At 40.2% G+C, this 23,147-nt stretch carries 21 protein-coding genes, 1 rRNA gene and 3 pseudogenes; 13 read left to right on the top strand and 12 right to left on the bottom strand.

Annotation, left to right across the window (positions count from 1 at the left end):
* The first annotated feature begins 188 nt into the window (after positions 1–188).
* Together RG959_RS19320 and RG959_RS19325 are read left to right on the top strand one after the other, a co-directional pair.
* Positions 189–947: a GntR family transcriptional regulator gene (locus tag RG959_RS19320; RefSeq protein ID WP_342798532.1), complete on the top strand. Its 759-nt coding sequence runs from the start codon at positions 189–191 to the stop codon at positions 945–947.
* 915 nt (positions 948–1,862) lie between these two features.
* Positions 1,863–2,453: a DUF2238 domain-containing protein gene (locus tag RG959_RS19325; RefSeq protein ID WP_342798533.1), complete on the top strand. Its 591-nt coding sequence runs from the start codon at positions 1,863–1,865 to the stop codon at positions 2,451–2,453.
* Positions 2,454–2,571: 118 nt separating this feature from the next.
* Here the strand turns inward: RG959_RS19325 and licT are convergent, their stop codons facing one another.
* Positions 2,572–3,432 (bottom strand): BglG family transcription antiterminator LicT, encoded by an 861-nt coding sequence (licT, locus tag RG959_RS19330; RefSeq protein WP_342798534.1) that lies wholly within the window; start codon positions 3,430–3,432, stop codon positions 2,572–2,574.
* Positions 3,433–3,990: 558 nt separating this feature from the next.
* On the opposite strand from licT, the gene RG959_RS19335 reads away from it, so the two are divergent.
* The 4 genes and pseudogenes from RG959_RS19335 to RG959_RS19345 all read left to right on the top strand — a co-directional run bounded on the left by RG959_RS19335 (position 3,991) and on the right by RG959_RS19345 (position 8,762).
* Positions 3,991–5,907 (top strand): beta-glucoside-specific PTS transporter subunit IIABC, encoded by a 1,917-nt coding sequence (locus tag RG959_RS19335; protein ID WP_342798535.1) that lies wholly within the window; start codon positions 3,991–3,993, stop codon positions 5,905–5,907.
* 72 nt (positions 5,908–5,979) lie between these two features.
* A complete protein-coding gene (locus tag RG959_RS19340; protein WP_342798536.1) occupies positions 5,980–7,401 on the top strand; it encodes a 6-phospho-beta-glucosidase in 1,422 nt (473 codons plus the stop codon).
* A 282-nt stretch (positions 7,402–7,683) separates the two neighbouring features.
* Positions 7,684–7,943 (top strand): annotated as a pseudogene (locus tag RG959_RS25640) (hypothetical protein); the annotation flags it as partial.
* Between the two features lie 174 nt (positions 7,944–8,117).
* Complete coding sequence (locus RG959_RS19345) at positions 8,118–8,762, top strand: DsbA family oxidoreductase (RefSeq protein WP_342798537.1); 645 nt, start codon at positions 8,118–8,120, stop codon at positions 8,760–8,762.
* A gap of 288 nt (positions 8,763–9,050) precedes the next feature.
* Here RG959_RS19345 and ahpF read toward each other — a convergent pair whose 3' ends face one another.
* The 3 genes and pseudogenes from ahpF to RG959_RS19360 all read right to left on the bottom strand — a co-directional run.
* Positions 9,051–10,580: an alkyl hydroperoxide reductase subunit F gene (gene ahpF / locus RG959_RS19350; protein WP_342798538.1), complete on the bottom strand. Its 1,530-nt coding sequence runs from the start codon at positions 10,578–10,580 to the stop codon at positions 9,051–9,053.
* A gap of 12 nt (positions 10,581–10,592) precedes the next feature.
* On the bottom strand, positions 10,593–11,156 hold the full coding sequence (ahpC, locus tag RG959_RS19355; protein ID WP_242236552.1) for an alkyl hydroperoxide reductase subunit C: 564 nt from the start codon (positions 11,154–11,156) through the stop codon (positions 10,593–10,595).
* 482 nt (positions 11,157–11,638) lie between these two features.
* Positions 11,639–11,842: pseudogene (locus RG959_RS19360) on the bottom strand (KGG domain-containing protein); the annotation flags it as partial.
* 268 nt (positions 11,843–12,110) lie between these two features.
* Here RG959_RS19360 and RG959_RS25215 point away from each other — a divergent pair.
* Both RG959_RS25215 and RG959_RS19365 read left to right on the top strand, forming a co-directional pair.
* Positions 12,111–12,266, top strand: coding sequence for a glycerate kinase (locus tag RG959_RS25215; RefSeq protein WP_369335191.1), 156 nt, complete (start codon positions 12,111–12,113; stop codon positions 12,264–12,266).
* Between the two features lie 503 nt (positions 12,267–12,769).
* Positions 12,770–13,474: a DUF421 domain-containing protein gene (locus tag RG959_RS19365; protein WP_342798539.1), complete on the top strand. Its 705-nt coding sequence runs from the start codon at positions 12,770–12,772 to the stop codon at positions 13,472–13,474.
* A gap of 194 nt (positions 13,475–13,668) precedes the next feature.
* On the opposite strand, the pseudogene RG959_RS19370 reads toward RG959_RS19365, so the two are convergent.
* Together RG959_RS19370 and RG959_RS19375 are read right to left on the bottom strand one after the other, a co-directional pair.
* A pseudogene (locus RG959_RS19370) lies at positions 13,669–14,982 on the bottom strand (MFS transporter).
* A 239-nt stretch (positions 14,983–15,221) separates the two neighbouring features.
* Positions 15,222–15,980 (bottom strand): MBL fold metallo-hydrolase, encoded by a 759-nt coding sequence (locus RG959_RS19375; protein WP_342798540.1) that lies wholly within the window; start codon positions 15,978–15,980, stop codon positions 15,222–15,224.
* A 399-nt stretch (positions 15,981–16,379) separates the two neighbouring features.
* Between RG959_RS19375 and RG959_RS19380 the strand changes: the two genes are divergently transcribed.
* Entirely contained in the window at positions 16,380–16,790 is a 411-nt protein-coding gene (locus RG959_RS19380; protein WP_342798541.1) for an Lrp/AsnC family transcriptional regulator, read from the top strand.
* Between the two features lie 70 nt (positions 16,791–16,860).
* Here the strand turns inward: RG959_RS19380 and RG959_RS19385 are convergent, their stop codons facing one another.
* Positions 16,861–17,082, bottom strand: a complete 222-nt coding sequence (locus tag RG959_RS19385; protein ID WP_342798542.1) for a hypothetical protein — start codon at positions 17,080–17,082, stop codon at positions 16,861–16,863.
* A 156-nt stretch (positions 17,083–17,238) separates the two neighbouring features.
* Entirely contained in the window at positions 17,239–17,571 is a 333-nt protein-coding gene (locus tag RG959_RS19390; RefSeq protein WP_342798543.1) for an antibiotic biosynthesis monooxygenase family protein, read from the bottom strand.
* 315 nt (positions 17,572–17,886) lie between these two features.
* Between RG959_RS19390 and RG959_RS19395 the strand changes: the two genes are divergently transcribed.
* Positions 17,887–18,015, top strand: a complete 129-nt coding sequence (locus RG959_RS19395) for a hypothetical protein (RefSeq protein WP_342798544.1) — start codon at positions 17,887–17,889, stop codon at positions 18,013–18,015.
* Positions 18,016–18,276: 261 nt separating this feature from the next.
* Here the strand turns inward: RG959_RS19395 and RG959_RS19400 are convergent, their stop codons facing one another.
* From RG959_RS19400 to RG959_RS19415, 4 genes are all read right to left on the bottom strand, one after another.
* Complete coding sequence (locus tag RG959_RS19400; protein ID WP_342798550.1) at positions 18,277–18,570, bottom strand: hypothetical protein; 294 nt, start codon at positions 18,568–18,570, stop codon at positions 18,277–18,279.
* Between the two features lie 350 nt (positions 18,571–18,920).
* On the bottom strand, positions 18,921–19,487 hold the full coding sequence (locus RG959_RS19405) for a DUF6434 domain-containing protein (protein ID WP_342798545.1): 567 nt from the start codon (positions 19,485–19,487) through the stop codon (positions 18,921–18,923).
* A gap of 133 nt (positions 19,488–19,620) precedes the next feature.
* A complete protein-coding gene (locus RG959_RS19410; RefSeq protein ID WP_342798546.1) occupies positions 19,621–19,848 on the bottom strand; it encodes a nuclear transport factor 2 family protein in 228 nt (75 codons plus the stop codon).
* A 412-nt stretch (positions 19,849–20,260) separates the two neighbouring features.
* Positions 20,261–20,419, bottom strand: coding sequence for a hypothetical protein (locus RG959_RS19415; protein ID WP_342798547.1), 159 nt, complete (start codon positions 20,417–20,419; stop codon positions 20,261–20,263).
* Between the two features lie 913 nt (positions 20,420–21,332).
* On the opposite strand from RG959_RS19415, the gene RG959_RS19420 reads away from it, so the two are divergent.
* The 3 genes from RG959_RS19420 to RG959_RS19430 all read left to right on the top strand — a co-directional run.
* A complete protein-coding gene (locus RG959_RS19420) occupies positions 21,333–21,713 on the top strand; it encodes a YdhK family protein (protein WP_342798548.1) in 381 nt (126 codons plus the stop codon).
* Positions 21,714–21,914: 201 nt separating this feature from the next.
* On the top strand, positions 21,915–22,316 hold the full coding sequence (locus RG959_RS19425) for a hypothetical protein (protein WP_342798549.1): 402 nt from the start codon (positions 21,915–21,917) through the stop codon (positions 22,314–22,316).
* 756 nt (positions 22,317–23,072) lie between these two features.
* Positions 23,073–23,147, top strand: a 16S ribosomal RNA gene (locus tag RG959_RS19430); the annotation flags it as partial.

The following is a 23,147-nucleotide window of genomic DNA, read 5'->3' on the forward strand; positions in this document are numbered from 1 at the left end:
TAGTAAGAGGAAGCTGGCGTATATAGGATCTGGACTGTTTAGTTGACATTGCCTCATTTGGTTTGCAAACTGAAAGGGTATACTTTTTTCTCTGCCGGAACGTAAAATCCTATATGTCAGGCACCTGGAAGCCTCGCTTATTGGTTAGAGAATGATTTGAGAAATAAAGAATGAAGCAGGTGGCAAAAATGAAAAATGATATGGTTGAAAAAGGTAATGAAAAAAATTTTTCCTTAAACGAAACAGGCATGGAGAAGGAAATTCTGTTCTTTATTGATAACCTGGAAGGTCTGGATGAATACCGTCTGCCACAGCGGGCATACCACATTATCCGCCTTGCGATCCGTGACTTGATTCTTTCTCCAGGAAAAACAATATTAGAGAGGGAAATGGCTGAAGTGCTGCAAATGAGCCGTACTCCTGTAAGAGAAGCGCTCGTGCGTTTGGAAACAGAAGGCATGGTTCGTCTTATCCCGAGACGAGGATTTATTGTGGAGCCGATCGAGAGAGAAGACCTAAAACAAGTTTATGAAATTGTAGAAACACTCGATGGCCTTGCTGTTGGCCTTGCAACTGAAAAGGTAGGGGAAGAAGAGATAAGCAAACTTGAATCATTGATTGAGCAGCAGGAAGAAGCACTTGAGCAAAATGATTTGAAAAAATGGGCCATTCTAGATGACGAGTTTCACCACCTCATTATTGATTACGCAGAAAATAAACGTCTTAGAGCGGTAATAGACAGCCATTCAGACCAATTATATCGAGCCCGATTATTTACAATCAATCAGCGGCCGCTTCCTTTTCATTCTATAGTGGAACATAAAGCCATTGTTTCATGTATGAGAGCAAAGGACGGTCATGCCGCCAGTGTTTTAATGCGGTCACATCGAAATCGTGCGCGTAACGAAATTCTTACAGTGATTGGGGACACAGCCCAAATGGATTAGCTTATTAAAATGAATGTATTGGGGAGTTAAAAAGGATTCTCAAAGTAAGCGGAAGAGCCAGGGGAAAAACTTTGCCCCTGGCTCTTTTTTTACCTATTTTTTCGAATGACATCACTACTAAAAGTTCCATTTGTCCGGGTGAAAGAAGGAACAAAAGGAAAGTAATAAACCGCCTCCAAATAGAACGGTAAAGAGAAGCATGTCTCCACCATATGTGCTGAGTAATTGAAAATAAACGAAATGATTGTCCGGTGTAACAGTAAAAGCGCACATCACGTTAATGAAGAAGATTGTTTCTCTAGAAAATTAACGTTCATAGGGTTTAGAATCCTCTTTATTTTAGCTGTAAGCGTGTCAAAAAGAATGTACTGTTTGCATTCATGCTATTTCTCAAGAGCCTGTTTCATGTTTCACCATCTCCTGATATCTTTTCTTATGATTGCGTCTCCTTTATAAGGGACATAATGAGTAGGGGGTTTCAAACGATAAGGTGAAGCGTAAGCGAATCATCTTTTAAGTATCGTGGTTGTTTTAATTCATGACCGTTACGTTGATCATTCTCCTCATATTTGATATCGACTCTGACCGTTGTGTTGTCATAGGGGGCAGAGACTTTTGAGGAATCTTTGCGGGATTGATTAGGTTGCGCTTTATAAACTTTTATCCCATAAAAGGTATCGATGATGTGTTATACTAAGTCCTTTTTCTTTTTGTTCTTATGGTTAAAACATTTGCGAGCGCTTTTTGAAAAATAGATGAGTTTATAAGAGGCCAGACGGCTATTCAAACTATACAAAAAGGCTGCATACGCATACTATGTATAACCTGCTTTTTGGGATAACAGGGATTTTTGGAAGGGATTTACACAAACAAAATAAAACAAAGGCATGAGAAGCAAGAGGGGAAGAGGAAAAGATGAAAAAACGAATAGTTAGTTTCCTTAGTGTTGCATATGTTCTTTTCATGGCTGTGCTGGCTTTTGTTCACTACACGGAAGGTGATGACAAAAAGGCGCTTGTTGCAGCAGGTGGTGTTGCATGCGGATTAATTCCTCTTATTTTGGCTCTTTTCACCAGGCTCCAATTTAATTTGCCCCTTATCGTTTTTTATTTTATTTTCCTCTTGGGTTCACAATATTTCGGGTCAATTTTAGGCTGGTACGGGCTTGGCTGGTGGGATTTCTTTATGCACGCTGTGAGCGGTGTTTTACTTGCATTCACGGGCATTGCTTTGTACGAGCGATTTGTTCATAGAGAAGCAGGTAAAGAGGTCTCATCTTGGTTTGTTGCTCTGTTTGTCCTTTCCTTTGCTGTACTGGGCGGCGTCGTATGGGAGTTTTATGAATTTAGCATGGATCAATTTTTCGGAATGACTTTACAGGGCGGCGGAAATAAAGACACGATGGAAGATTTAATTGCTGATACTCTTGGTGGAGTGGTTATTGCGCTGCAAGCTGGTGTAAGGAAACGTTTCGATAAGTCTGATAACAGCAGAAAGCGGCAATAACAACTATTTTTATTTGTCTGCGGTTAGATTTATTTTTTGAATAAAGAGATAAGAACAGAGCGGCTTTCACCTTCTTAGTGTGAGGCCGCTCTGTCTTTTTCAGCTAATAAAATATGAATTATCCCTGCCGATTCAATTCCTGCCGTGACGTTACACGATGAATATGAATCGTTAAATAAACTTTTTCATCGTTTGAGATAGACCAGTTAAACGTCTTTTCTACGTAAGAGGCGACCTTTTCGCTGCAGGCAAACGCTTCAGGATAGCGTCTTTGCACCTGCGTAAACATAAAATCATCCCCGGGAGGCGCATCAGCTTTTTCCTGCCGGACAAGCCGGATGGCAAAAAAGCGGAGATGCGTTAAAAAGCGCTCGTAATTAATAGAGCTTTCATCAATTTCCATTTTGTAATGATATTTGACGATATTCAGCGTATCGTTAACGACTTTAACAATTTGCACAGCGGCATCCAGACCTTCCCCTGATACACGGCTGTTTACAAGGTGGAGGGCAATAGAAGCTGCTTCATCTTCTTCCATACGGATCCCTGTTTCTTCCTCAATGATGTCAAGTCCCTGCAAGCCAATAGCAAACTCTTCTTTATAGTACTTTTTAATTTCCCAAATAAGCGCATTACGAAGAACCATGCCTTGCTTGTGGCGGGTGACAGCAAAGCTGATATGATCCATGAGCGCCACATAAGCATAATCATCAAGCCCAGCACCGAGCCGCGCTTTGGCTAGAGAGATAATCCGGTCTGCGATGGTTAAGTATTCCTCCGGTACCTCACGCAGCAGCTCGCCAATTTTGTCAGAAACTCCGTGATTGTCCAGAACAAAGGTTTTTTCTATTTTATCCTCTTCGATCGTGTCACCTACTTTTTTTTGAAAAGCAAGGCCGCGTCCCATGACTACCATTTCCTGTCCTTCGCGATTTTGCGTCAGCACTACATTATTGTTGAATACCTTTTTAATCTCCATCTGCACCATACCTTTATCTTATTGGAAACAAAAAAACCTGAATTTGACCATAGGCAATAAGCCTTTTCGGCACAAATTCAGGTTTTGCCTGCTTACCAGTAACAATCCTGATTGACGTTCATTTTGTAAACGGTTACTACTTTTTTACCACATTTAATGAGGGTTGTCAATATGCATGGAGTCATCATGCTGGCCATTACTCATCTCATCTGTCGTTCTCATAAAAAAGCAGGGATCAAGCGATCTTAATTCTGCTTTTTTCACTCGGGTGTGCCTTCCGTAATTAGGAAATTATAAACGCTATTCTTAACAATTAATATACATAAGATGGTTCTCGGAAATACAATATTTTATTTGAAAAATTAAAATGAAAGCGTTGACATAAACGGAATACCCATGATAAATTACATGTATCAAATAAAACTCAATAAATTCCTCAAGGAATGTTACCTTAAGTGGGCATAACCTGAACTGACTAAAACATGCAATCCGTATGTGTGTTTTAGGCAGTTCAGGTTTTTTATTTGAAAAAATCAAATAAAGAAGGAAGGGTTGAAAATGAAGTACGAGCAGTTGGCAAGAGAGATTATTGCAAATGTAGGCGGAAAAGAAAACGTTTCCAGTGTGGTTCACTGTATTACACGTCTGCGTTTTAAGTTAAAAGATGAAAGCAAAGCCAATACCGAAGTTCTTAAAAACATGGATGATGTTGTAACTGTGATGAAAAGCGGAGGGCAGTATCAAGTCGTGATCGGCAATCACGTACCAGATGTATATAAAGCAGTAGTGGCGGAAGGCGGATTCCAAGGCCAGTCACCTGTCGAGGAGGAAGAAGGTCCAAAAGGATCACTTTTCAATCGCTTTATTGATATGATCTCCAGCATCTTTACCCCTGTTCTAGGAGTGCTGGCAGCTTCCGGGATGATCAAAGGTTTTAATGCCTTATTTGTAGCACTTGGCTGGATCGAGAATACTTCCGGAACATATCAAATTTTAAATGCCACTGGAGACGCTTTGTTTTACTTCCTGCCAATCTTCTTAGGTTATACAGCAATTAAGAAATTTGGCGGCACACCGTTTATCGGGATGGCTATAGGGGCTGCGTTAGTGTATCCGGCACTTTCTACATTAACAGCTGGCAAGCCGCTTTATACGCTATTTGAAGGAACGATGTTTGCGTCACCGATTTTTGTAACCTTCTTGGGTATTCCAGTTATTTTAATGTCTTACTCATCATCTGTTATTCCGATTATCCTTGCCACTTTTTTTGCGGCTAAAGTAGAAAAATGGTTGAGAACCTTCATTCCGGATGTAGTAAAAGCTTTTGTTGTACCGTTGTTCACTTTACTGATCGTGGTTCCCGTTACGTTTATGGTGATCGGCCCAGTAGCTACATGGGCAAGCAGTTTGTTAGGCCAGGGGTCATTATTCCTTTATAACTTAAGTCCAGTAATTGCAGGAATCTTGCTTGGCGGACTATGGCAGGTCATCGTTATTTTTGGTCTTCACTGGGGATTGGTGCCGATTGCGATCAACAACGTGGCCACAATGGGGTATGATACAATCCTAGCTCCTGTGTTTGCGGCATCCTTTGCACAGATCGGGGCAGTTCTCGCTATTATGATCAAAACAAAGAACCAAAAGTTAAAATCACTAAGTATTCCAGCCTTTATCTCGGGCATCTTCGGTGTTACAGAGCCGGCTATTTACGGAATTACCCTGCCGTTAAAGAAGCCATTTATTATCAGCTGTATCGGTGCAGCCATTGGTGGAGCTATTGCCGGCTTTACAAATGTAAAGGGTTTCATTATAGGCGGTCTTGGTATCTTTGGAATTCCTTCTTATATTAGTCCTGATGGGCTGGGGATGGACCTATGGGGTGCGCTTATCTCAATCGCCGTTGGTTTTGTCACAGCATTCATTTTAACCATGTTATTTGGCGGAATTAAGAAGGAGCAATCTGTAACTACGCCGGCGGCAGGAAGCCCTGCGGCTTCTCATGAAATAGCAGCAACAAAGCTTCAGACGGAAGAAGTGGTAAGTCCATTAAACGGAGAAGTACTAAAATTATCACAAATAAAAGATGCGGCGTTTTCATCAGGTGCATTAGGTTTTGGTCTAGCCATTGAACCAAGTGAAGGAAAGTTACGTGCCCCTGTATCAGGAACCATTTCGGCATTGTTTCCAACAAATCATGCAATCGGCATTACAACGGACTCAGGTACAGACGTTTTGATTCACATCGGAATGGATACCGTTCAGCTTGAAGGGAAGTACTTCACAGCCCATACAGCTTCGGGTGAATACGTGGAAAAAGGTCAGTTACTTATCGAATTTGATATCGAGCAAATTAAAAAAGCGGGTAAGTCGCTCACTACTCCTATTGTGGTAACAAACCATAATGAAGATGGTTTAGAGCTGACTGACCAGAAACAAATAAAAACAGGCGATTCATTGTTTAAACTTGTACACTAAACCATTACATGTCCAAGAGAAAGGAAAGAAACGAATTCCTTTCTCACTGGTATTCAAGAAAGGAAGAATATAATGGCTTTTCCAAAAGGATTTTTATGGGGCGGCGCGATTGCCGCTAATCAGGCAGAAGGTGCGTATTTAGCAGATGGGAAGGGATTAACGACAGTCGATTTGCTGCCAACAGGGAAGAAGCGCTTCGATATCATGTTTGGCAACTTGCCTACGTATGAACCACTTGAAGGAGAGTTCTATCCATCGCATGAAGCAATTGATTTCTACCATCGTTACAAAGAAGATATTGCCCTGTTTGCAGAAATGGGCTTTAAAGCATTGCGTTTATCGATTTCATGGGCGAGAATTTTTCCAAACGGAGATGACGCTGAACCGAACGAAGCAGGGCTGCAGTTTTATGACGATGTGTTTGATGAACTGTTAAAGCACGGGATCGAACCGGTCGTAACGATTGCGCACTTTGATGTGCCAGTGAACCTGGTAAAGAATTACGGCAGCTGGAGAAACCGCAAGCTTGTTACTTTTTTTGAAACATATGCGACAACGCTATTCAAGCGATATAAAGACAAGGTAAAGTACTGGATGACCTTTAATGAAATCAATATGCTTTTGCATCTGCCGTTTGTCGGAGCAGGCCTTGTATTTGAAGAGGGTGAAGACCAGAAGCAGGTGAAGTACCAGGCGGCCCACCACCAATTGGTTGCCAGTGCACTAGCTGTGAAAGCCGGACATGAAATGATTCCTGATGCCAAAATCGGCTGCATGCTGGCTGCCGGGCAGACGTACCCTTATTCATGTGACCCTGAGGATGTATTTGATGCGATGGAAAAAGACCGCGATTCCTTTTTCTTTATTGATGTTCAGTCCCGGGGCAAATACCCTGGCTATGCAAAGAGATTTTTTAGGGACAACAATTTAAAGATCGAAATGGAAGAGCAGGATGAAGAGCTGCTCAAAAATCACACAGTAGATTACATTGGCTTTAGCTATTACGCCAGCCGTACAACAAGCACAGACCCGGAAATCAACAAGACCACCTCTGGAAATGTGTTTGGATCTATTGAAAATCCTTACTTGGAAAAATCCGAGTGGGGCTGGACCATTGACCCGAAAGGTTTCCGTATAACAGCTAACCAATTGTACGACCGCTATCAGAAACCTTTATTTGTTGTAGAAAATGGTTTAGGTGCCGTGGATGTTCCATCAGAAGATGGAGAAGTGAATGATGATTATCGTATCGAGTACTTACGAAAGCACGTGGCGGAAATGTCTGAAGCGATTGAAGACGGCGTTGAAATGATCGGCTATACAAGCTGGGGACCGATCGATATTGTCAGTGCATCAACAGGTGAAATGAAAAAGCGTTACGGCTACATCTACGTGGATAAAGACAACGAAGGCAATGGCACACTCAATCGTTCAAAGAAAAAGAGCTTTGATTGGTATAAAGAAGTAATTGCAACAAATGGAGAAAAACAATAAGTTCTACCAGGAAGGAAAGCACATTTGCAGCTTTCCTTCTTTTTTTGTTGTATCTAATGGTCAGGAACAGTTAAACCGATCGATTCCGTGGAGACGAGGCTGGTTTTTAATAGAGACACTCTGTCAAAGGACAATGTTCATTTGCTTAGTAAAATAACCGGGCAGGTCATTTAAAAAGGCTTCAGAACTTACTAAAAGAAGAATGAGTCAATTGGAATTATTGACTGCCAAATCAAAAACATAAGGGTGGAAAATCAAAATGAGGGAATATTGTTTTAAAATAAATTTTTAAGTTTTGGAAGTAATGTTGCAGGGTTATTGATGTTCATGTATTTAGGGCAGGCCCATTTTCTTTACAGTTTACCGGTAGGTCTGGCAGGAATTGCAGGAGCTATTTGGGGATCAAAATTTGCGATTAGAAAAAGAAGCAGCTACGTTCGTTCACTTTTTATACCGTAACCTTTTTGTTGATTGCAAAAATGTCTATGATTGTCTTCATTAAAGAGTTAAGGTACAAGGAAAAAAGAATGTGCAATAAGTGATATACATAGAAAAACACTTTTAATTATTCACTTAGAGGTGTTTTTCGTTTGTCTTACTCTATGGAAATAGTCACCAATATATTTTTATCTTCATTTGAAGAATGATTTATGAAAGAGAGGGTAAAGGCCCATAATATCTCTACACCACTATAAAGAAAATAGGAGGCAATCAATATGACCTTAAAGATAAAAGTGTATTCAGATTACGTCTGTCCTTTTTGTTTCCTGGCAGAAAAACCGCTGGAAGAAGCGATAAAAGGAAAAGATGTTGAAGTGGAATGGATGCCCTATGAGCTTCGTCCATATCCAAATGAAACATTAAAGCCGGAAGGCGATTATTTGCAAAACACGTGGAAACAGTCCGTGTATCCGATGGCTGAACAGATGGGCATTCAGATTGTCCTGCCAAAAGTGTCACCTCAGCCATATACGTACTTGGCGTTTGAGGGCTACCAATACGCTAAGGAAAAAGGGAAAGGCAATGAATACAATGACCGCATGCTGCGGGCTTTTTTCCAGGAAGAGCAGGACATTGGCAGCATTGATGTATTAACGAAACTAGCGGGTGAGATTGGTTTAGATCAAACAGAATACCGCGAAGTATTGGAAACAGGAAAATATAAAGCAGTCCATCAGAAAGCACTTAAGCAAGCTTATAACGAAGCGGATATCACAGCGGTACCGACTTTTGTGATTGGTGATGCGAAAGCGGCCGGCGTTCAATCAAAAGAAACATTAGAACAGCTGATCAAGGATGAGATCGGCAGGCAGAAACCGGATTTTCCCGAAGGAATGGCGTGCGGCGTTGATGGTTGTTAAACAAATGCAGGATATATAACAATAAATGGAGTAAATCATTTTTTCTTATTAGTGAATGCGAATGAACAGATTATTATCTGGGTTTGATATAGTGAAATCCAAATTTACAATTAAAAACCATATGAACTAATTTTTTAAAAACCGCCTTTTAATCAATTAAACATGAATGGGAGATAGCAATAAGATAAACTCCCAGAATAGTAAAAAGCCGCTGTACGGCCATCAGGCAGTACAGCGGCTTTGGTTTTGGGAAAGAAAGATAATTGATACTGCTTAATCTTCTGTTCCTTAATTTCGGATAAGATAATCGAATGCGCCCAGGGCAGCAGTTGCACCTGATCCCATTGAAATGATGATCTGCTTATAGGCGCTGTCTGTGCAGTCGCCTGCAGCAAATACACCAGGGGTGTTTGTTGCGCCGTGTTTATCGACTACGATCTCACCCATACGAGTACGTTCAATCGTATCACCTAACCAGTCGGTGTTTGGTACAAGACCAATCTGAACGAATACACCTTCCAGGTCAATGTGGTGAACTTCTTCCGTTTCACGGTCGATATAAGAAATACCGTTCACTTTGTCAGTACCGGTAATTTCTTTTGTTTGCACGTTCTTGAGAACAGTGACGTTAGGCAGGCTGTACAGACGATCTTGAAGTACAGTATCAGCCTTCAGCTCTGGCATAAATTCAAGAACCGTTACATGCTTCACAATACCTGCCAGGTCAATGGCTGCCTCAATACCGGAGTTACCGCCGCCAATAACAGCTACGTGTTTTCCAACAAATAATGGACCATCACAGTGAGGGCAGTATGCTACACCCTTGTTCTTGAACTCCGCTTCGCCTGGTACGCCAACATTGCGCCAGCGGGCACCCGTTGAAAGGATAACCGTTTTACTTTTTAGAATCGCACCGTTTTCGAGTTCAAGCTCGACTAGGTCTTTCTTTTCCAAGCGCTTGGCACGCTGTAAGTTCATGACATCAATGTCGTATTCTTTTACGTGTTCTTCCAGGCTTGCAGCAAGCTTAGGACCTTCTGTGTATTTCACACTGATAAAGTTTTCAATACCCATTGTGTCCATAATCTGGCCGCCAAAGCGTTCAGCAACAAGACCTGTACGAATGCCTTTACGTGCTGCGTAAACAGCTGCACTTGCACCAGCTGGTCCGCCGCCGACAACAAGCACATCGAATGGCTCTTTGTCCGCAAATTCTGATGCATCCGGAGCGCTTCCCATTTTAGCAAGAATTTCTTCAAGAGTCATACGGCCGCTGCCGAAAGATTCCCCGTTTAGGAACACAGTCGGTACTGCCATGATGCCCTTGCTTTCCACTTCATCCTTAAATGCTGCTCCGTCAATCATCGTATGTGAAATACCAGGGTTTAAAATGCTCATCAGGTTCAGGGCTTGTACAACATCAGGGCAGTTGTGGCAAGTTAAGCTGATGTAAGATTCAAAATGATATTCACCTTTGATGTTTTTCACTTGGTCAATGACACTTTGGTCAACTTTTGGCGCTCTTCCGCTCACTTGCAGGAGAGCCAGTACCAGCGACGTAAATTCGTGGCCCAGCGGGATACCAGCAAAAGTGACACCAGTATCTTCGCCGATACGGTTGACACTAAAACTTGGCGTTTTTGGCAATTCTGTTTTCTCTACTTTAATGCGAGAAGACATAGTAGCCAATTCATCCACAAGTGCCAGCATATCCTTTGATACCTCATCGGATCCTGCGCTCACTTTAAGAAGCACATCGCCCTCCATCATTTCAAGATATTGGGCTAATTGTGCTTTGATATCTGCATCTAATATCATTAGTTATACTCCTTAAATTTTGCCTACAAGGTCAAGGCTTGGCTTAAGTGTTGCAGCACCTTCTTGCCATTTAGCCGGGCAAACTTCACCTGGATTGTTGCGAACGTATTGTGCTGCTTTGATTTTGTTTACAATTGTGCTTGCATCACGGCCGATACCGCCAGCGTTGATTTCAACTGTTTGGATAACGCCATCTGGATCGATGATGAACGTACCGCGGTCAGCAAGACCTTCTTCTTCGTTTAATACGTCGAAGTTGCGAGAGATTTTTTGTGAAGGGTCACCGATCATAATGTATTCGATTTTGCCAATCGCTTCTGAATGATCGTGCCATGCTTTGTGTGTGAAGTGTGTATCTGTTGAAACAGAGTATACTTCTACGCCAAGATCTTTAAGTGTGGCATATTCGTTTTGAAGATCTTCCAACTCAGTAGGGCATACGAATGTGAAATCTGCAGGGTAGAAGCAGACAACACTCCATTGGCCTTTAAAGTTTTGTTCTGAAACATCAATGAACTCACCGTTGTGAAATGCTTTTGCTGAGAATGGTAGTACTTCTTTTCCGATTAGAGACATAATAAAATTCCTCCTATGTAGTGGTTGTAGGTATTATAGCCAGCCTGCGCAATCAAAACCGTGACTGTTGCAAGTAACTATAATAATTCTAATTCGACATTAATTATTATATAGGACTTGTTTTCTTGTCAAGGAAAATGCATGAATTAAATTCCTTTTTCTTTTTAGTCAACGTGTTTAAGAAAAGTCAGGGCGTGAGCGCAGGCACAAAATAATGAGACCAAAGTTATCTAAAGAAAATACAGCTGAAGATTGCTGCGGCGGCTGATAAATATGGTTTTGAAAATAAAAACCCGGATTTTCAATAATGACTTATCTTTCTCAATTATTATGGAGAATAGAAAGGATGCTTATACCTAAATAAGTTTTTGCAAATATGCCAAATGAAAAAGTAAAAAGGGAATGCTAAAGCATTCCCTTTTTAAATAATTAACGACGGTTCTTGTTCCGCCTTCATATGTTCATACTAATCCAATTAATTAATCATCACTGCGTTGTTTGCCGCGAGCTTCCCCGCCTTTTTCACCGATCTCCTGATAGAATTCTTTATCATGATTTTCAGCAGTGGCTTCTCCACCCTTTTTTCCGATTTCCTGGTAGAATTCTTTATCATGGTTTTTTGCAGTAGCTTCTCCGCCTTTGCGTCCTGCTTCTTCACGACTCATTTTATCGTTGTTGTTAGCCATTAAAAATTCCTCCTCAGTAAATGCAAGATTTGTGGTGTACAGTATGTATGTTACCCGCCTGTTACTTTATAAAACTATTTCCCAGAAGATTGATACGAAAGAATCAATTATTATACTTTAAAAACAAATAAAAGAGAAAAGGGATTAGGTTAGGATTTTCAGGGTAGGGAAGCATAATTGAACAGAAGCGGAAGGATGCGGGGATAAAGTTAGAACAATATCAATAGGATGACAAAATAAAAACCGCATTTATTATTTGTAGAAAACAATAAGAAGAGTTAATAGTGTACGGAAAGCGGCGGATGTTGAGAAAGCAGTCAAAGATGCTGACCTTGTCATCCCCGATGAAAGTCGAATTGATAGACATACAATTTGTGAAAAAAAGACAATCGGCGTGGCCAAAGCGACGAAAAATATAAGGTGAACGTCATTGGGTTTACCGGACCTATCTCTAGAAAGCGACTTGGCATATGAGCATGGAATCAACACTCTTTTTGATATTGTTTTGGGAGAATCATCCTGCCGGATGCATTTGAGCATGCGCCCCAGTTTACCGAGAGAACAGTAAGAAAAAGTGCGGTATCCAGTCCAGTCATTTTCTATAAAAAGCTGCTAACGAATAGTCTCTTTTTAGGAACCACGGTTGTTGTTAGCAGATTTTTCTAGTTTGGAAGTTTGTAAATGTTAAATAAGCGGCACGAGCAAAACAGGGAGCGCAAAAAAAGAAACCGGGATGGAGAGTAACAACTTCATCCCGGCTTTCGTTTATATATCAAAAAGTATGGCGATGATAATCATAAGCAGAAATTGGCCAAGAGAAAAAGCCTGATACATAACGTACATTTCAAACTCCCGTATAACACTTATGAATCTAAATAGATACAACCCAATAAGAAACTTTTTTAGAGAAAGGAGTATCCTTTAACAATGCCAATCCCAGAATTGCTGCTGAGGCTTACATTATCCTTTATTGTTTTACTAGTATTAACAAGAATCATGGGAAGAAAAGAAATTGCCCAAATGACCTTTGTGAACTTTATTTCAGCCATTGTCCTTGGAACGCTTGGTGCTTCTCTGGCAACAGATCCTGCAATTAGGGTGATTGATGGACTGATCGCTTTAGCGAGCTGGAGTGCATTTACCGTTTTGCTTGGGTATTTGGATATCAAGTCTAAAAAGATTCGCAAGATCATGACGGGGCAGCCAGTTATTTTGATCAAGAACGGAAAGATCATGGAAAGTGCCCTGCGCAAAGTCCGGGTAGATATGGAAACATTAAGTTCTTTGCTGCGGAAAAAAGATGTTTTTGCCGTATCGGATGTAGACTATGCAATTTTTGAAACAGACGGCAGCCTTTCTGTGATGAAGAAAGAAACAAAACAGCCTGCGACTAAAAAAGATCTCAATATACCGGAAGCCCAGTATGCTTTTCCAATGCCAGCATCTGTTATAACAGATGGGGTAGTGAATAGCCGGAACCTCGAAAAGCTAAAACTTGATCAACAATGGCTGCACCAAGAGTTACAGAAAGCAAATATTCAATCCTGCTCAGATATTTTCTATGCAGAGGTGCAGCAGGATGGTTCTTTGTATATTGATCAAAGAAGGGATGACAATGCTGCCCAGCGTTAGGGCAACCAGCTGCATGTGTGAAGAAATTAACTAAACATTGTTTCTCATGATTAAACATGGGGCGGGGAAATAAGAAAAAGGCAGCTTTCAGTTACTTGCTGAAAGCTGCCTTTATCCACTAGAACCTAATCGTCCCTTCCTAGATAAAACGCTGCACTGACGCCAGACTAACTCATTAAAAGAGTAGAGAATTCTTATATCGAGTCTTTGCTTTGAGTCTTTCGAGACCAAATCACTACAGGAATAAGCAACAGTGACAGAATAGCTCCGGAAAGGGATAGTACCGCGTAACTAGAATGAGCGGCTACCATGCCTGATAGCACACCGCCGGAGGCACCTGGTAATGCAAGCAGGACATCAACCAATCCTTGTGTTTTTGCCCGAACAGATGGGTGTGCTGCATCTACAATGAGCTCCGTTCCACTTATTAAGCCAAAGTTCCAGCCAACACCAAGCAGGACTAGTGCGCAGATAAGCAGTTCCATTGAATCGGCCGGCGCAAAAGCAGCCAGCATACCGGAGACCAGAAGTGTGGCACCAGAGGCAATAGACATCGCCGTACGGCCGATTTTATCTACCAGCAGGCCTGTCAAAGGCGAAAGAAAGTACATAGCGCCTATATGAAAACCTATGACCAGCCCAACTTCACTCAAACCGTGGCCGTGGTGTTCCATATGAACCGGTGTCATGGTCATAATGGCCGTCATCACAAATTGAGCTAAAACCATAACGACAGCGCCTATAGCAATTCCTCTTTTATTTACTACAGCACTTTCCGAATGTGGTTTTTCCTGCACTGTCCCACCTTTCTCCTGAGCATTCGCTATCGCTGTAGATACAATTAGAGGGTCTGGACGAAGAAAAAGTAAGAGAACCAGTCCGGCAAGGATAAAAGCAGCGGCCGCTAAGATGAAGGGACCAGCCAAAGTTGGAATCCCGATAGACCTCGCAAATTCTCCCATCACATTAACCAAGTTAGGACCCGCAACTGCACCAAAGGTAGTGGAAACCATGGCCATGCTTACAGCTGTTGCCCGCTGTTTAGGTGTCGCCAGATCTGCACCCGCGTATCGTGCTTGCAGATTGGCGGCGGTACCGGCTCCATAAATCAGCAGGGAAGCGAATAAAAGCACGATACTGTTGATTAAGGCAGCGATAATAACGCCAATCGCACCCAGTCCGCCAGCAAGAAAACCGGCTGCAAGCCCTGTTCTGCGTCCTAAACGCTGTGAAAGCCGGCCTGCGAGCAGTGCGGCTCCTGCAGATCCTAGTGTAAGTAAAGCAACCGGAATCCCTGCTGCACTCTCTGTCCTCAGCATATCTTACGCGAGAAGGGCGCCTACCGTTATGCCAGCTGCAAGCCCTGCTCCTCCAAAGATTTGTGAAAGAATGACAATTCTTAATGTTTTTTTATAGAGCTGTTTTTGTTTTTCTGGTGAATCAATATAACCTTGCAGCCAGGCAGGCTGCTGTTTTGACCCGCTGATGTCTTCTATTTCATTTATCATAAACTGCACTTCCTAACAGAATAAATTTAGCTTTTTAAACTTCCTTTTGTCGGTCCTTTCTTGGAAGGTCACCGTTTTATCAGCCGTTTTGGTCAGCTGTTGACTAATAATTAAATAGATAAGAAGCTCATGATTATCAATGATATAATCACGAGCTTCTTGTATTTCGGAAGAGCAAATGAATGCTTAAAAATTAGACAAAATAATATGAAAACGACAGTGTCTGCACGTCTTTTAGCTTAAAATGTGTAAGATTCGCCGTCTTCTGGCACTGAAAGGCTCTTAGAGAATCCTTTTTCCTCAGCGAAGCTTTTTAATTCTTCTTTGGATAATGTCCAGTGGTTAACAGCTTCCATATGGACAGAAATAATTTTAGCGTTAGGAGCAGCTTTATACACTTCATAGATATCGTCTTTCCCCATTACAAGAGAACCGCCTTCTAGGAATTGATTGTCTCCACCATTTACTACGATGATTTCCGGCTTATGCGTATCGATCACATCTTGGATTGCTTCATACCATACCGTATCCCCGGCTACATATAGTGTTTTTTCATCTTGGTGCTTGAAAACAACACCGCACACAAGGCCAGCAAGTTTTAAGATTTCTCCTCTTCCGTGTTCGCCTTTTGTTTTGATTAATTGGACTCCTTCAAAGATGGTAGCTTCCTGCAGTACCTCGATATTTTGGAAGCCGGCTTTTTTCACTTCTACAGCGTCTTCTTCATTTTGAACAAACATTTTGATCTCTTTCGGCAGTGCTTCTTTGGCCGCATCATCGAAGTGATCTAAATGGAGATGAGTGACAACAACAGCATCCACGTTAATGATTTCTTCAATGGATGTGGGCAGGCTGACTAAAGGATTGTTTTGATCTTGTCTTACCGAATTTGGAAAAGGCGGGTACGTACCTTTCTCCGCTAAAAATGGGTCAATTAAAAACTTCTTTCCTGCATATTGGACAACGATTGTTGCATTTCGAATTTGTTGTATATTCATGTTCTTAGCTCCTTTTATTAGACTACGTATAGTTTATACTGTGGCCCGTTTACGTTTACATGGATAAATTCAAGTCTTTTGGCCGTTTGACTTGAATTTTGAAAGCAAAACATATTATGTATTAAACTAAGTGAACCTACATCCTCACTAGGGAGAATAATAGGGGGCCATTTAAAGCCATGTTCAAAGAACGGAAGCCGGTCTGATTTTTACCATAAAAAATTGGTTGTGTCGGGTTTTCATTCAGCTATTATTTATTGGTTTATGTTCTTCAAAAAAAGGAGGAGAAGGAATGGCTTGATCGCCTCAGTGGATAAGCTCCATTTTATATAGGACCCATTCATTGAGGAGAATTCATTTACATAAAATACTTCATACCCTATGAAAAGGATTGATTGAATGCTGGATCATACAGATATGCGAATATTAGAAGAGTTATCTCAAAACAGCCGTATTACCATGAAAGAATTGGGTGAGAAGGTCCATTTGACGGGACAAGCAGCCGCTTCTAGAGTATCAAAATTAGAGGATAATGGAGTAATCGAAGGATATACTATTAAAGTCAATCAAGTTAAATTAGGTTGTCTTATACATGCTTTGATCACAATCTATACTAACAGTCCTTATCATCAGCCATATCTCTCATTTATAAAAACACAAGATAATTATGTAATAAACAATTATAAAATCAGCGGTGATGGCTGTTATCTTCTTGAATGCAAATTTCCATCCAATGAAATACTAGATCAATTTTCGGTGGACTTAAATAAGCATGCAAACTATAAATTATCGATTGTGATTAATAAATAATAGACGAATCAAAAGGAAAGAAGCCCGGATAAGAGGATATCCTGGCTTTTTTGTGCTTTTATGTAACTTTCTACATAAAAGAAGCAGCTGAAAACTGGCCTTTAAAATGAAGAGCCCTGGATTTATGGAAATATTGTAACTCGGCATATTGATAATACTTTTGGTGATCACTCGCGTTGGCGAGTTTTAATCGCTCATAATGCAGTTCAAGAGCGGCATGCTTTAAGAAATTCTGCTGCGCAAATCGAATCGTATTTAACTGTTCACTGGATAGCTGAGCTCCATTTGTCATAAGTATAAAACTCCTTTTTACCTTCAGTGTATGTGCCAGAAAACATTCCGGTATCCACCGTTAGTTTCAAAGAAGCGTAAATAAAATGATGCCGATCAAAAAAGACTTCTCCCTTATAGGAGAAGTTTTTTTCTTTCCTGCCAAACACAAAGTTGATCATTGGTCTTCATCTGCATAGTCTCTTTCCACTTTGCAAATACGGGTTATATAGGATGAGTACCAGTCTTTTTTGCCTTTTTCTTGTGCTCGCTGATGCGATAAGTTTTCTTTCCATTGCCCAATAGCATCTAATGAATTCCAGTAGGAAACCGTGATCCCTAATCCGTTTTGTTCTCTTGCACTTTCCACGCCTAAAAAGCCCGGCTGCTTAGAAGCAAGTTCGACCATTACATCAGCCGCCTTATGGTAGCTGTCCGATTCCTTATCTGTTCTTTGCGAAGTGAAGATTACTGCATAATAAGGGGGAGGTGGAGTGTTGGCGAAAAACATTCTAATGACCTCCTATGGATTGATATTAAATATCATATCATATGTGTTGATTGAATCCCCCATAGATCAAGACAGGTAATATGATGTAGCCTTGCTGTCTACAGATATACGAATATACAGTGAAGAAAAAGGAATTATGGGCCTTCTCTGCACGCCATTGCAGGTGATCTATGCTTGAGGTTTCGAAAAGAAGGAGTAAGATTTCTCTTGCATATACAAAATATAACTATTGAATGAACGGAAAAGGGCAGATACAGCTCGTGACATGCCTAATAGGGAAAAACAGTTTACTTATTAAAAAACAAGGAGGACGCGATGGGGATTTTAAATATACTAACGATGATTTTGGTTGTTTTGAAATTGTTGGGCGTAATCGACTGGAGCTGGTGGGTCGTGCTGCTGCCATCCATTATTCGGTATGTAGGTCTGTTATTTGGTTTGTAGCATAACGTACTCACGAGAACGATGCATATTCACAGTGCTCCGCAAAGAAGATAGGCAATATCAGAGAGGTGATAACTCCAAAGAGATGCGAGGGAGTGTTTATTTAAAGAAGCTATTCCGTTTAAAAGTCCAAAAGCCAGAGGAATAAAAAAGCAGCCTGGCCGAATACCTGGCTGCGTAAAGGGATAAGCGTGTCTTAAAAACATCAAAGCAAGAGATAAGTAGTTAGGGTGAGTTCTTTGTACGGACCATACGAGCTGTTCACTCGTGTTTCTTACCATGGAATTTTTTTAAAAAAGCAATGACGTTTGCTTTTAAGGAAGCATATGAGCCAACTGCCGCATATCCATAAAACCAGCCCATAAATAAACCAGATGAAAAATGGTATGGGTGACTGATGAGGACAGCAAGAAGAAGTCCGATCACCAATGCAATAGTGGGAACCATAGCTTTGGGCGGCTTGAATTTCAATTTAATGATCTGAGTTAAGATCATTACTAAAGGTACTGCAATAATCGCATCCCAGAAATTCGTATGTATGGTCGGAAAATTCATTATTATCACCGTCACTTTACTATGCTTGCCGAACAACAAGGCGTAATAAAAAACAGCCAGAGGGGGCTCTGACTGCGCATGTTGACTGGGATATTGCATGAGGAAATGGGGGTTTCCTCACTACACCTATTATGTACACGTTGAGGAGAATTCATACAGAAATATACAAGGAGCAGAAATCAGTTTGTGTCTCTTATGTGATGCTTAAATAATTTCTTGCAGGATTTATGTGTCAATCTAGAAATACGTGTATGACAGGGCATTGAAAAGCAAAATTGAATTTTTTAATTTCCCTTCTGATTTGCTTGTTTGGCATCCTGTTAAAAGCTAAAAAGTGCAGGACTTATCTTTCAACCAGGAATATATTTATGGCTTCCTGGGAGATTTTTAACAGCATTCCATGCGTTGATGGCATCTTTTCGGCTTTTACCTTTATTATATGGGTCCGCAAAAAAGTCCCGAATAAATTGATTGTATTCAAACTGGGGAGCAATCTCGGTTTGATATGCAGGATCCTTTAAACGCTGCTGCTCCTTGTGCCAGGCGTTGACAACATCCCTATACGTTTTACCGGTATTCTCTTTAAAATAGTTTTGTATGTATGTAGAAAAATGAAAGTTCGGGATAATCGATTTAAAAAAAGCTCTCACTCCTTGACTGCAGCGGTGATGTTCAGTAATCACCGTTTCCAGGCTCAATTCTTCCTGCAGAGCTTTAGGAGCAGACTGTTTTGTTTTTCTCGATGGCTTTTGAATGTCTCCTGTTTCAAGAAAAACAGCAATTCTATCAGTGATTTCTTGTTTAGATCCAGAAGCACTCATTCCATTTTCTCTGCAAAAAGTTTGCAGCTCTTCCTTCAGCCAATAATAAGAGCGAAACTCTTTTGCAGAGAGTTCTTTTGTTAATACCGGTCTCAAATTTGCTCACCTTTTCAAGATTATTTAACGGAACTGCAATGGCCGGAGATAATTTTGAGTTTCCCACCGGCATGCTGCCAAACCCGCGTGTAGCACATCTCCTCTTCAATTGAATCAGTACCTGCATTTCCTTTTAACGAAGATATAAAAGTTTTACTCGTTGCTCCATCACTGTAATAGCTGTGAAATTTAATACCCCCGAACGATGAGCTTCTAAATCAGCTTCTTTTGTCAGGATTTGTCCAAAGTGGTTAACAAAGATAAGGTCATGATCAATCAGCTCATTTAAGGCCTTTACATTGCTAGTCAGCATTGCTTGTCGAAGCATTTCTTCATGCTTAACAACTAAAGTTTTTTCCATCGTTCATCATCCTTTTTAACGATCACTATACGCTTACTTGTTTATTTTTACCAGTAAATACTAGATGATAGAATATTTGGATGAGGGATTGAAAATGATAAGGGTATGAATGTGTCATTTTTAACGCTTCGTCCGAACAATGAACATGAAAAAGAGTATAGAAAATGTTGAGAAGAAAAAGCACCTTTTAAAAGCATTCTGTTTACACAATAAAACAAGCTTCTAAAGAAGCTGATTGAACCTGCAGTTTTAACTGCAAATGTTAAAATAAATGCTGCCCAGTATAAAGCCTGCTTGAAGTATTGATAGAAAATAGAGGAGGTTTACAAAAAATGGGGTTTAATGTTAAAATCCCGCACTAAAGAGGCGGGCAGGGAATAAAACAAGGAGATAGGCCGTTTTTACAGAAGAATTAATCATCCTCTTCTTCACGTTCCTCATTATTTTGCTGCTGCTGCTCGGAAGGTTCTTCGGAAGTATCTGGCTCATTATCATCGCCGCCATTACATGCTGACAGTAATCCTAGCGACAAAACAGCAGACATCACAGTTAATAAGTATTTCTTTTCCATGTGTGCCCCTCCTTTCATATCATTTAACTCGGTTTATTATGTGTAATTGAGTTCAAGTTTATTCGATACTTCTTAATGATGAATACAAAAGCGAAATGATCGAGAGATGGGTTATTCTTGAAATGTAAAGTATAAAAAGAAGGCGTTTATCCCGTTTAAGCGAAGGTATTCGGTGCATTTTCACAATCGTCTTTTAAAGAAAAATAAACAAAAAAGAACCGAAGAACTAAACGCTCTCCGGAAAAAAAGATGAGTAAGCTTTAGGTGGGGGTGGTACTTTACTAACCATACCCCAACAGCAGGAAAACAAACCTATTATTTACAATACTATTCTTTACAATAAAAAAGCGGGACAGCTGCCAGGCAGCTATTCCGCTTTTTGGAGGGTTTGGTTGGATAAATATCCAGATAGGGAAACCTTAAACAATTTATTAGCGGCTTATGCTTATCCTGAATAAAGAAGTTTAAAATAAAGGAAGGCAAAAAAATAGCCAGGTGGGGACCTGGCTGCAGAAATAGTTTCGAGCTTTAGGAGTTGGGTTTGGGACGAACAGTACCATTATGGACCATTGTTGAACAGTTTATGCAAAAAGTTTTAATTGTTAACTTTGTGTGGGCGGCTATTCAATCTTAAAAAGAGCATATGCAAAGCAGCTGTATTTTCTTGCCTCTAATATGGTTTTCAAACAGAAAAATTGTTCAAATTCTATGAAATATAGTTTTTTGTGATTAAAGAGAAAAATATAAGCGATGTTAAAAGTAGTACAGCAATATATAAAGGATGTTGAAAGATAAATTAGCCTGATCCAAGGAGAAATCTTTTATTTCCTTGACCATTGCAATGATAAAATACTTTTAATACATAAACAGTTACGGATAAGCCTACTCATATTAACAACCAAGAGGTGAAAAAATGAAAAAGACAATCTATATGCTTGGTATTGCAGCAATCATGGGTTTAAGTGGATGCGGGAGCGACGCGGTAGAAGAAGAAACGAACCATGAAGAAATGAATCATTCAGAAAGTACAGAAGAAGCCAGCCACGAAGAGATGAATCATTCTAGCTCAGCCGAAGTTCCTGAAGGGTTAAAAGAAGCAGAAAATCCAGCTTTTAAAATAGGAAGCCAGGCTATTATTCGAGATGGTCATATGGAGGGCATGAAAGGTGCTAAAGCCGTAATTGAATCTGCTGAGCAGACCACAGTGTATATGATTGATTACACGCCGACTAATGGTGGAGAAAAAGTAACCAATCATAAATGGGTAACAGAAAGTGAACTTTCGGCTAAATAACCTTTAGTACCAATGCGCGATGTATGGGGAGAGGTATCTCTAAGCGATTTAATCATATAGAAAAAATTACTTTTATAGTATGTTGTGCTAAAATAATCTTAACAGCAGTAACTCGAAAGCTGAACCAGCCAGGTCATTTGTGTAATAAGGTGCTCTATATTGTACAAAGAAAGAGCAGTTAGAATACAAGGGGCGAGCATTATGAGGAAAAAACATCTTTGTTATTTTCTTTTCATGGCAAGTTTGTTGTTAAGCGGCTGTCAAAGCGGATGGGAATCGCGCTATAATTTTGCAGGGGAAAGTACAAATTGGTATGTGAACTACCAAGTAACGCCCCAAAGTAAAAAAAGTGAATCCACGGAGTACAAAATCCAATATACAGGAAAAGGTGCACCGCCAGCGGAAATCAGCTATTCTATTGAAACGAATTCTGGAAGCTCAAAAGGAACAGATGAATTAAATGAAGATGGTGTTTTAATCAAAACAGGGGGTTGGTGTGACGGCTGTGCGATAACTCAAGAGGATCAGGATGTGAAAGTGATGATCAAATGGGGCGGACAAACGGAGACATTCAGCTTACAGCCATCTGAAGAAGGATTTTAAAACACCCAATCAACTGCCTGTCTTTGATGTTATTGGTGAAAAGGTAATAAGAAGTTAAGTGATATTAAGAAAATCTACAATTGATTTGTAGCTATGCTTATGACCCTGTTTTTCATGTTTTACTTTGCGCATACACAAAACCATATCCGGACAGAAAATTACTTGTTGCCCATCTTCGCGAAGGGAAACTGTTGGTGAAAAAGCTTGTGCTTTTAAAAGCACAAGCTTTTTCACTGTGTTTTTAGTATGCCAATGATTATCTGTTTTATCCGTATATTTATGCACTATGGTTCAAAAAAGAAAGAGTTAGGGTTAAAAATCCAACAGTGGTAATAAGAGACGAATAAAAAAGGATTGACGGTGGGATAACAATAGGTTATATTTTTATTCTGTCGCTAAGACAGCATGAGTATACGGCAAAAATCATTCAGTGATATTAATTATTTCTATATAATTTATTGTGAAAAAATTATTGTTGACTCACTACTCGTAAATATGTTATATTATTTACCTGTCACGATGAAATGTGGCAAACTAAAGTGATTATAAGTTTTAATAATCATTTATCAAAATAATATTTTTGAGAAAAGTTATTGACTTAAAACTCACTGCATGATATGATTATTTAGCTGTCGGAAACGACGGTGAAGGATATTGATCTTTGAAAACTGAACAAAATAAACGTCAACGTTTTAAGAATTAAACTTCTATAGAAGATGCCCGTCATCTATATAGAAACAAATGAGCAAGTCAAACTTTTTGGAGAGTTTGATCCTGGCTCAGGACGAACGCTGGCGGCGTGCCTAATACATGCAAGTCGAGCGGACAGAT

This window comes from Domibacillus sp. 8LH, assembly GCF_038806185.1.
GTDB classification, from domain to species: Bacteria; Bacillota; Bacilli; order Bacillales; family Domibacillaceae; genus Domibacillus; species Domibacillus indicus_A.

Bases quoted from the DNA above. Each gene is read 5' to 3' on its own strand.
- RG959_RS19320 (WP_342798532.1), top strand. From the start codon at position 189: ATGAAAAATGATATGGTTGAAAAAGGTAATGAAAAAAATTTTTCCTTA.
- RG959_RS19325 (WP_342798533.1), top strand. From the start codon at position 1,863: ATGAAAAAACGAATAGTTAGTTTCCTTAGTGTTGCATATGTTCTTTTC.
- licT (WP_342798534.1), bottom strand. From the start codon at position 3,432: ATGGAGATTAAAAAGGTATTCAACAATAATGTAGTGCTGACGCAAAAT.
- RG959_RS19335 (WP_342798535.1), top strand. From the start codon at position 3,991: ATGAAGTACGAGCAGTTGGCAAGAGAGATTATTGCAAATGTAGGCGGA.
- RG959_RS19340 (WP_342798536.1), top strand. From the start codon at position 5,980: ATGGCTTTTCCAAAAGGATTTTTATGGGGCGGCGCGATTGCCGCTAAT.
- RG959_RS19345 (WP_342798537.1), top strand. From the start codon at position 8,118: ATGACCTTAAAGATAAAAGTGTATTCAGATTACGTCTGTCCTTTTTGT.
- ahpF (WP_342798538.1), bottom strand. From the start codon at position 10,580: ATGATATTAGATGCAGATATCAAAGCACAATTAGCCCAATATCTTGAA.
- ahpC (WP_242236552.1), bottom strand. From the start codon at position 11,156: ATGTCTCTAATCGGAAAAGAAGTACTACCATTCTCAGCAAAAGCATTT.
- RG959_RS19365 (WP_342798539.1), top strand. From the start codon at position 12,770: ATGCCAATCCCAGAATTGCTGCTGAGGCTTACATTATCCTTTATTGTT.
- RG959_RS19375 (WP_342798540.1), bottom strand. From the start codon at position 15,980: ATGAATATACAACAAATTCGAAATGCAACAATCGTTGTCCAATATGCA.
- RG959_RS19380 (WP_342798541.1), top strand. From the start codon at position 16,380: ATGCTGGATCATACAGATATGCGAATATTAGAAGAGTTATCTCAAAAC.
- RG959_RS19385 (WP_342798542.1), bottom strand. From the start codon at position 17,082: ATGACAAATGGAGCTCAGCTATCCAGTGAACAGTTAAATACGATTCGA.
- RG959_RS19390 (WP_342798543.1), bottom strand. From the start codon at position 17,571: ATGTTTTTCGCCAACACTCCACCTCCCCCTTATTATGCAGTAATCTTC.
- RG959_RS19395 (WP_342798544.1), top strand. From the start codon at position 17,887: ATGGGGATTTTAAATATACTAACGATGATTTTGGTTGTTTTGAAATTG.
- RG959_RS19400 (WP_342798550.1), bottom strand. From the start codon at position 18,570: ATGAATTTTCCGACCATACATACGAATTTCTGGGATGCGATTATTGCA.
- RG959_RS19410 (WP_342798546.1), bottom strand. From the start codon at position 19,848: ATGGAAAAAACTTTAGTTGTTAAGCATGAAGAAATGCTTCGACAAGCA.
- RG959_RS19415 (WP_342798547.1), bottom strand. From the start codon at position 20,419: ATGGAAAAGAAATACTTATTAACTGTGATGTCTGCTGTTTTGTCGCTA.
- RG959_RS19420 (WP_342798548.1), top strand. From the start codon at position 21,333: ATGAAAAAGACAATCTATATGCTTGGTATTGCAGCAATCATGGGTTTA.
- RG959_RS19425 (WP_342798549.1), top strand. From the start codon at position 21,915: ATGAGGAAAAAACATCTTTGTTATTTTCTTTTCATGGCAAGTTTGTTG.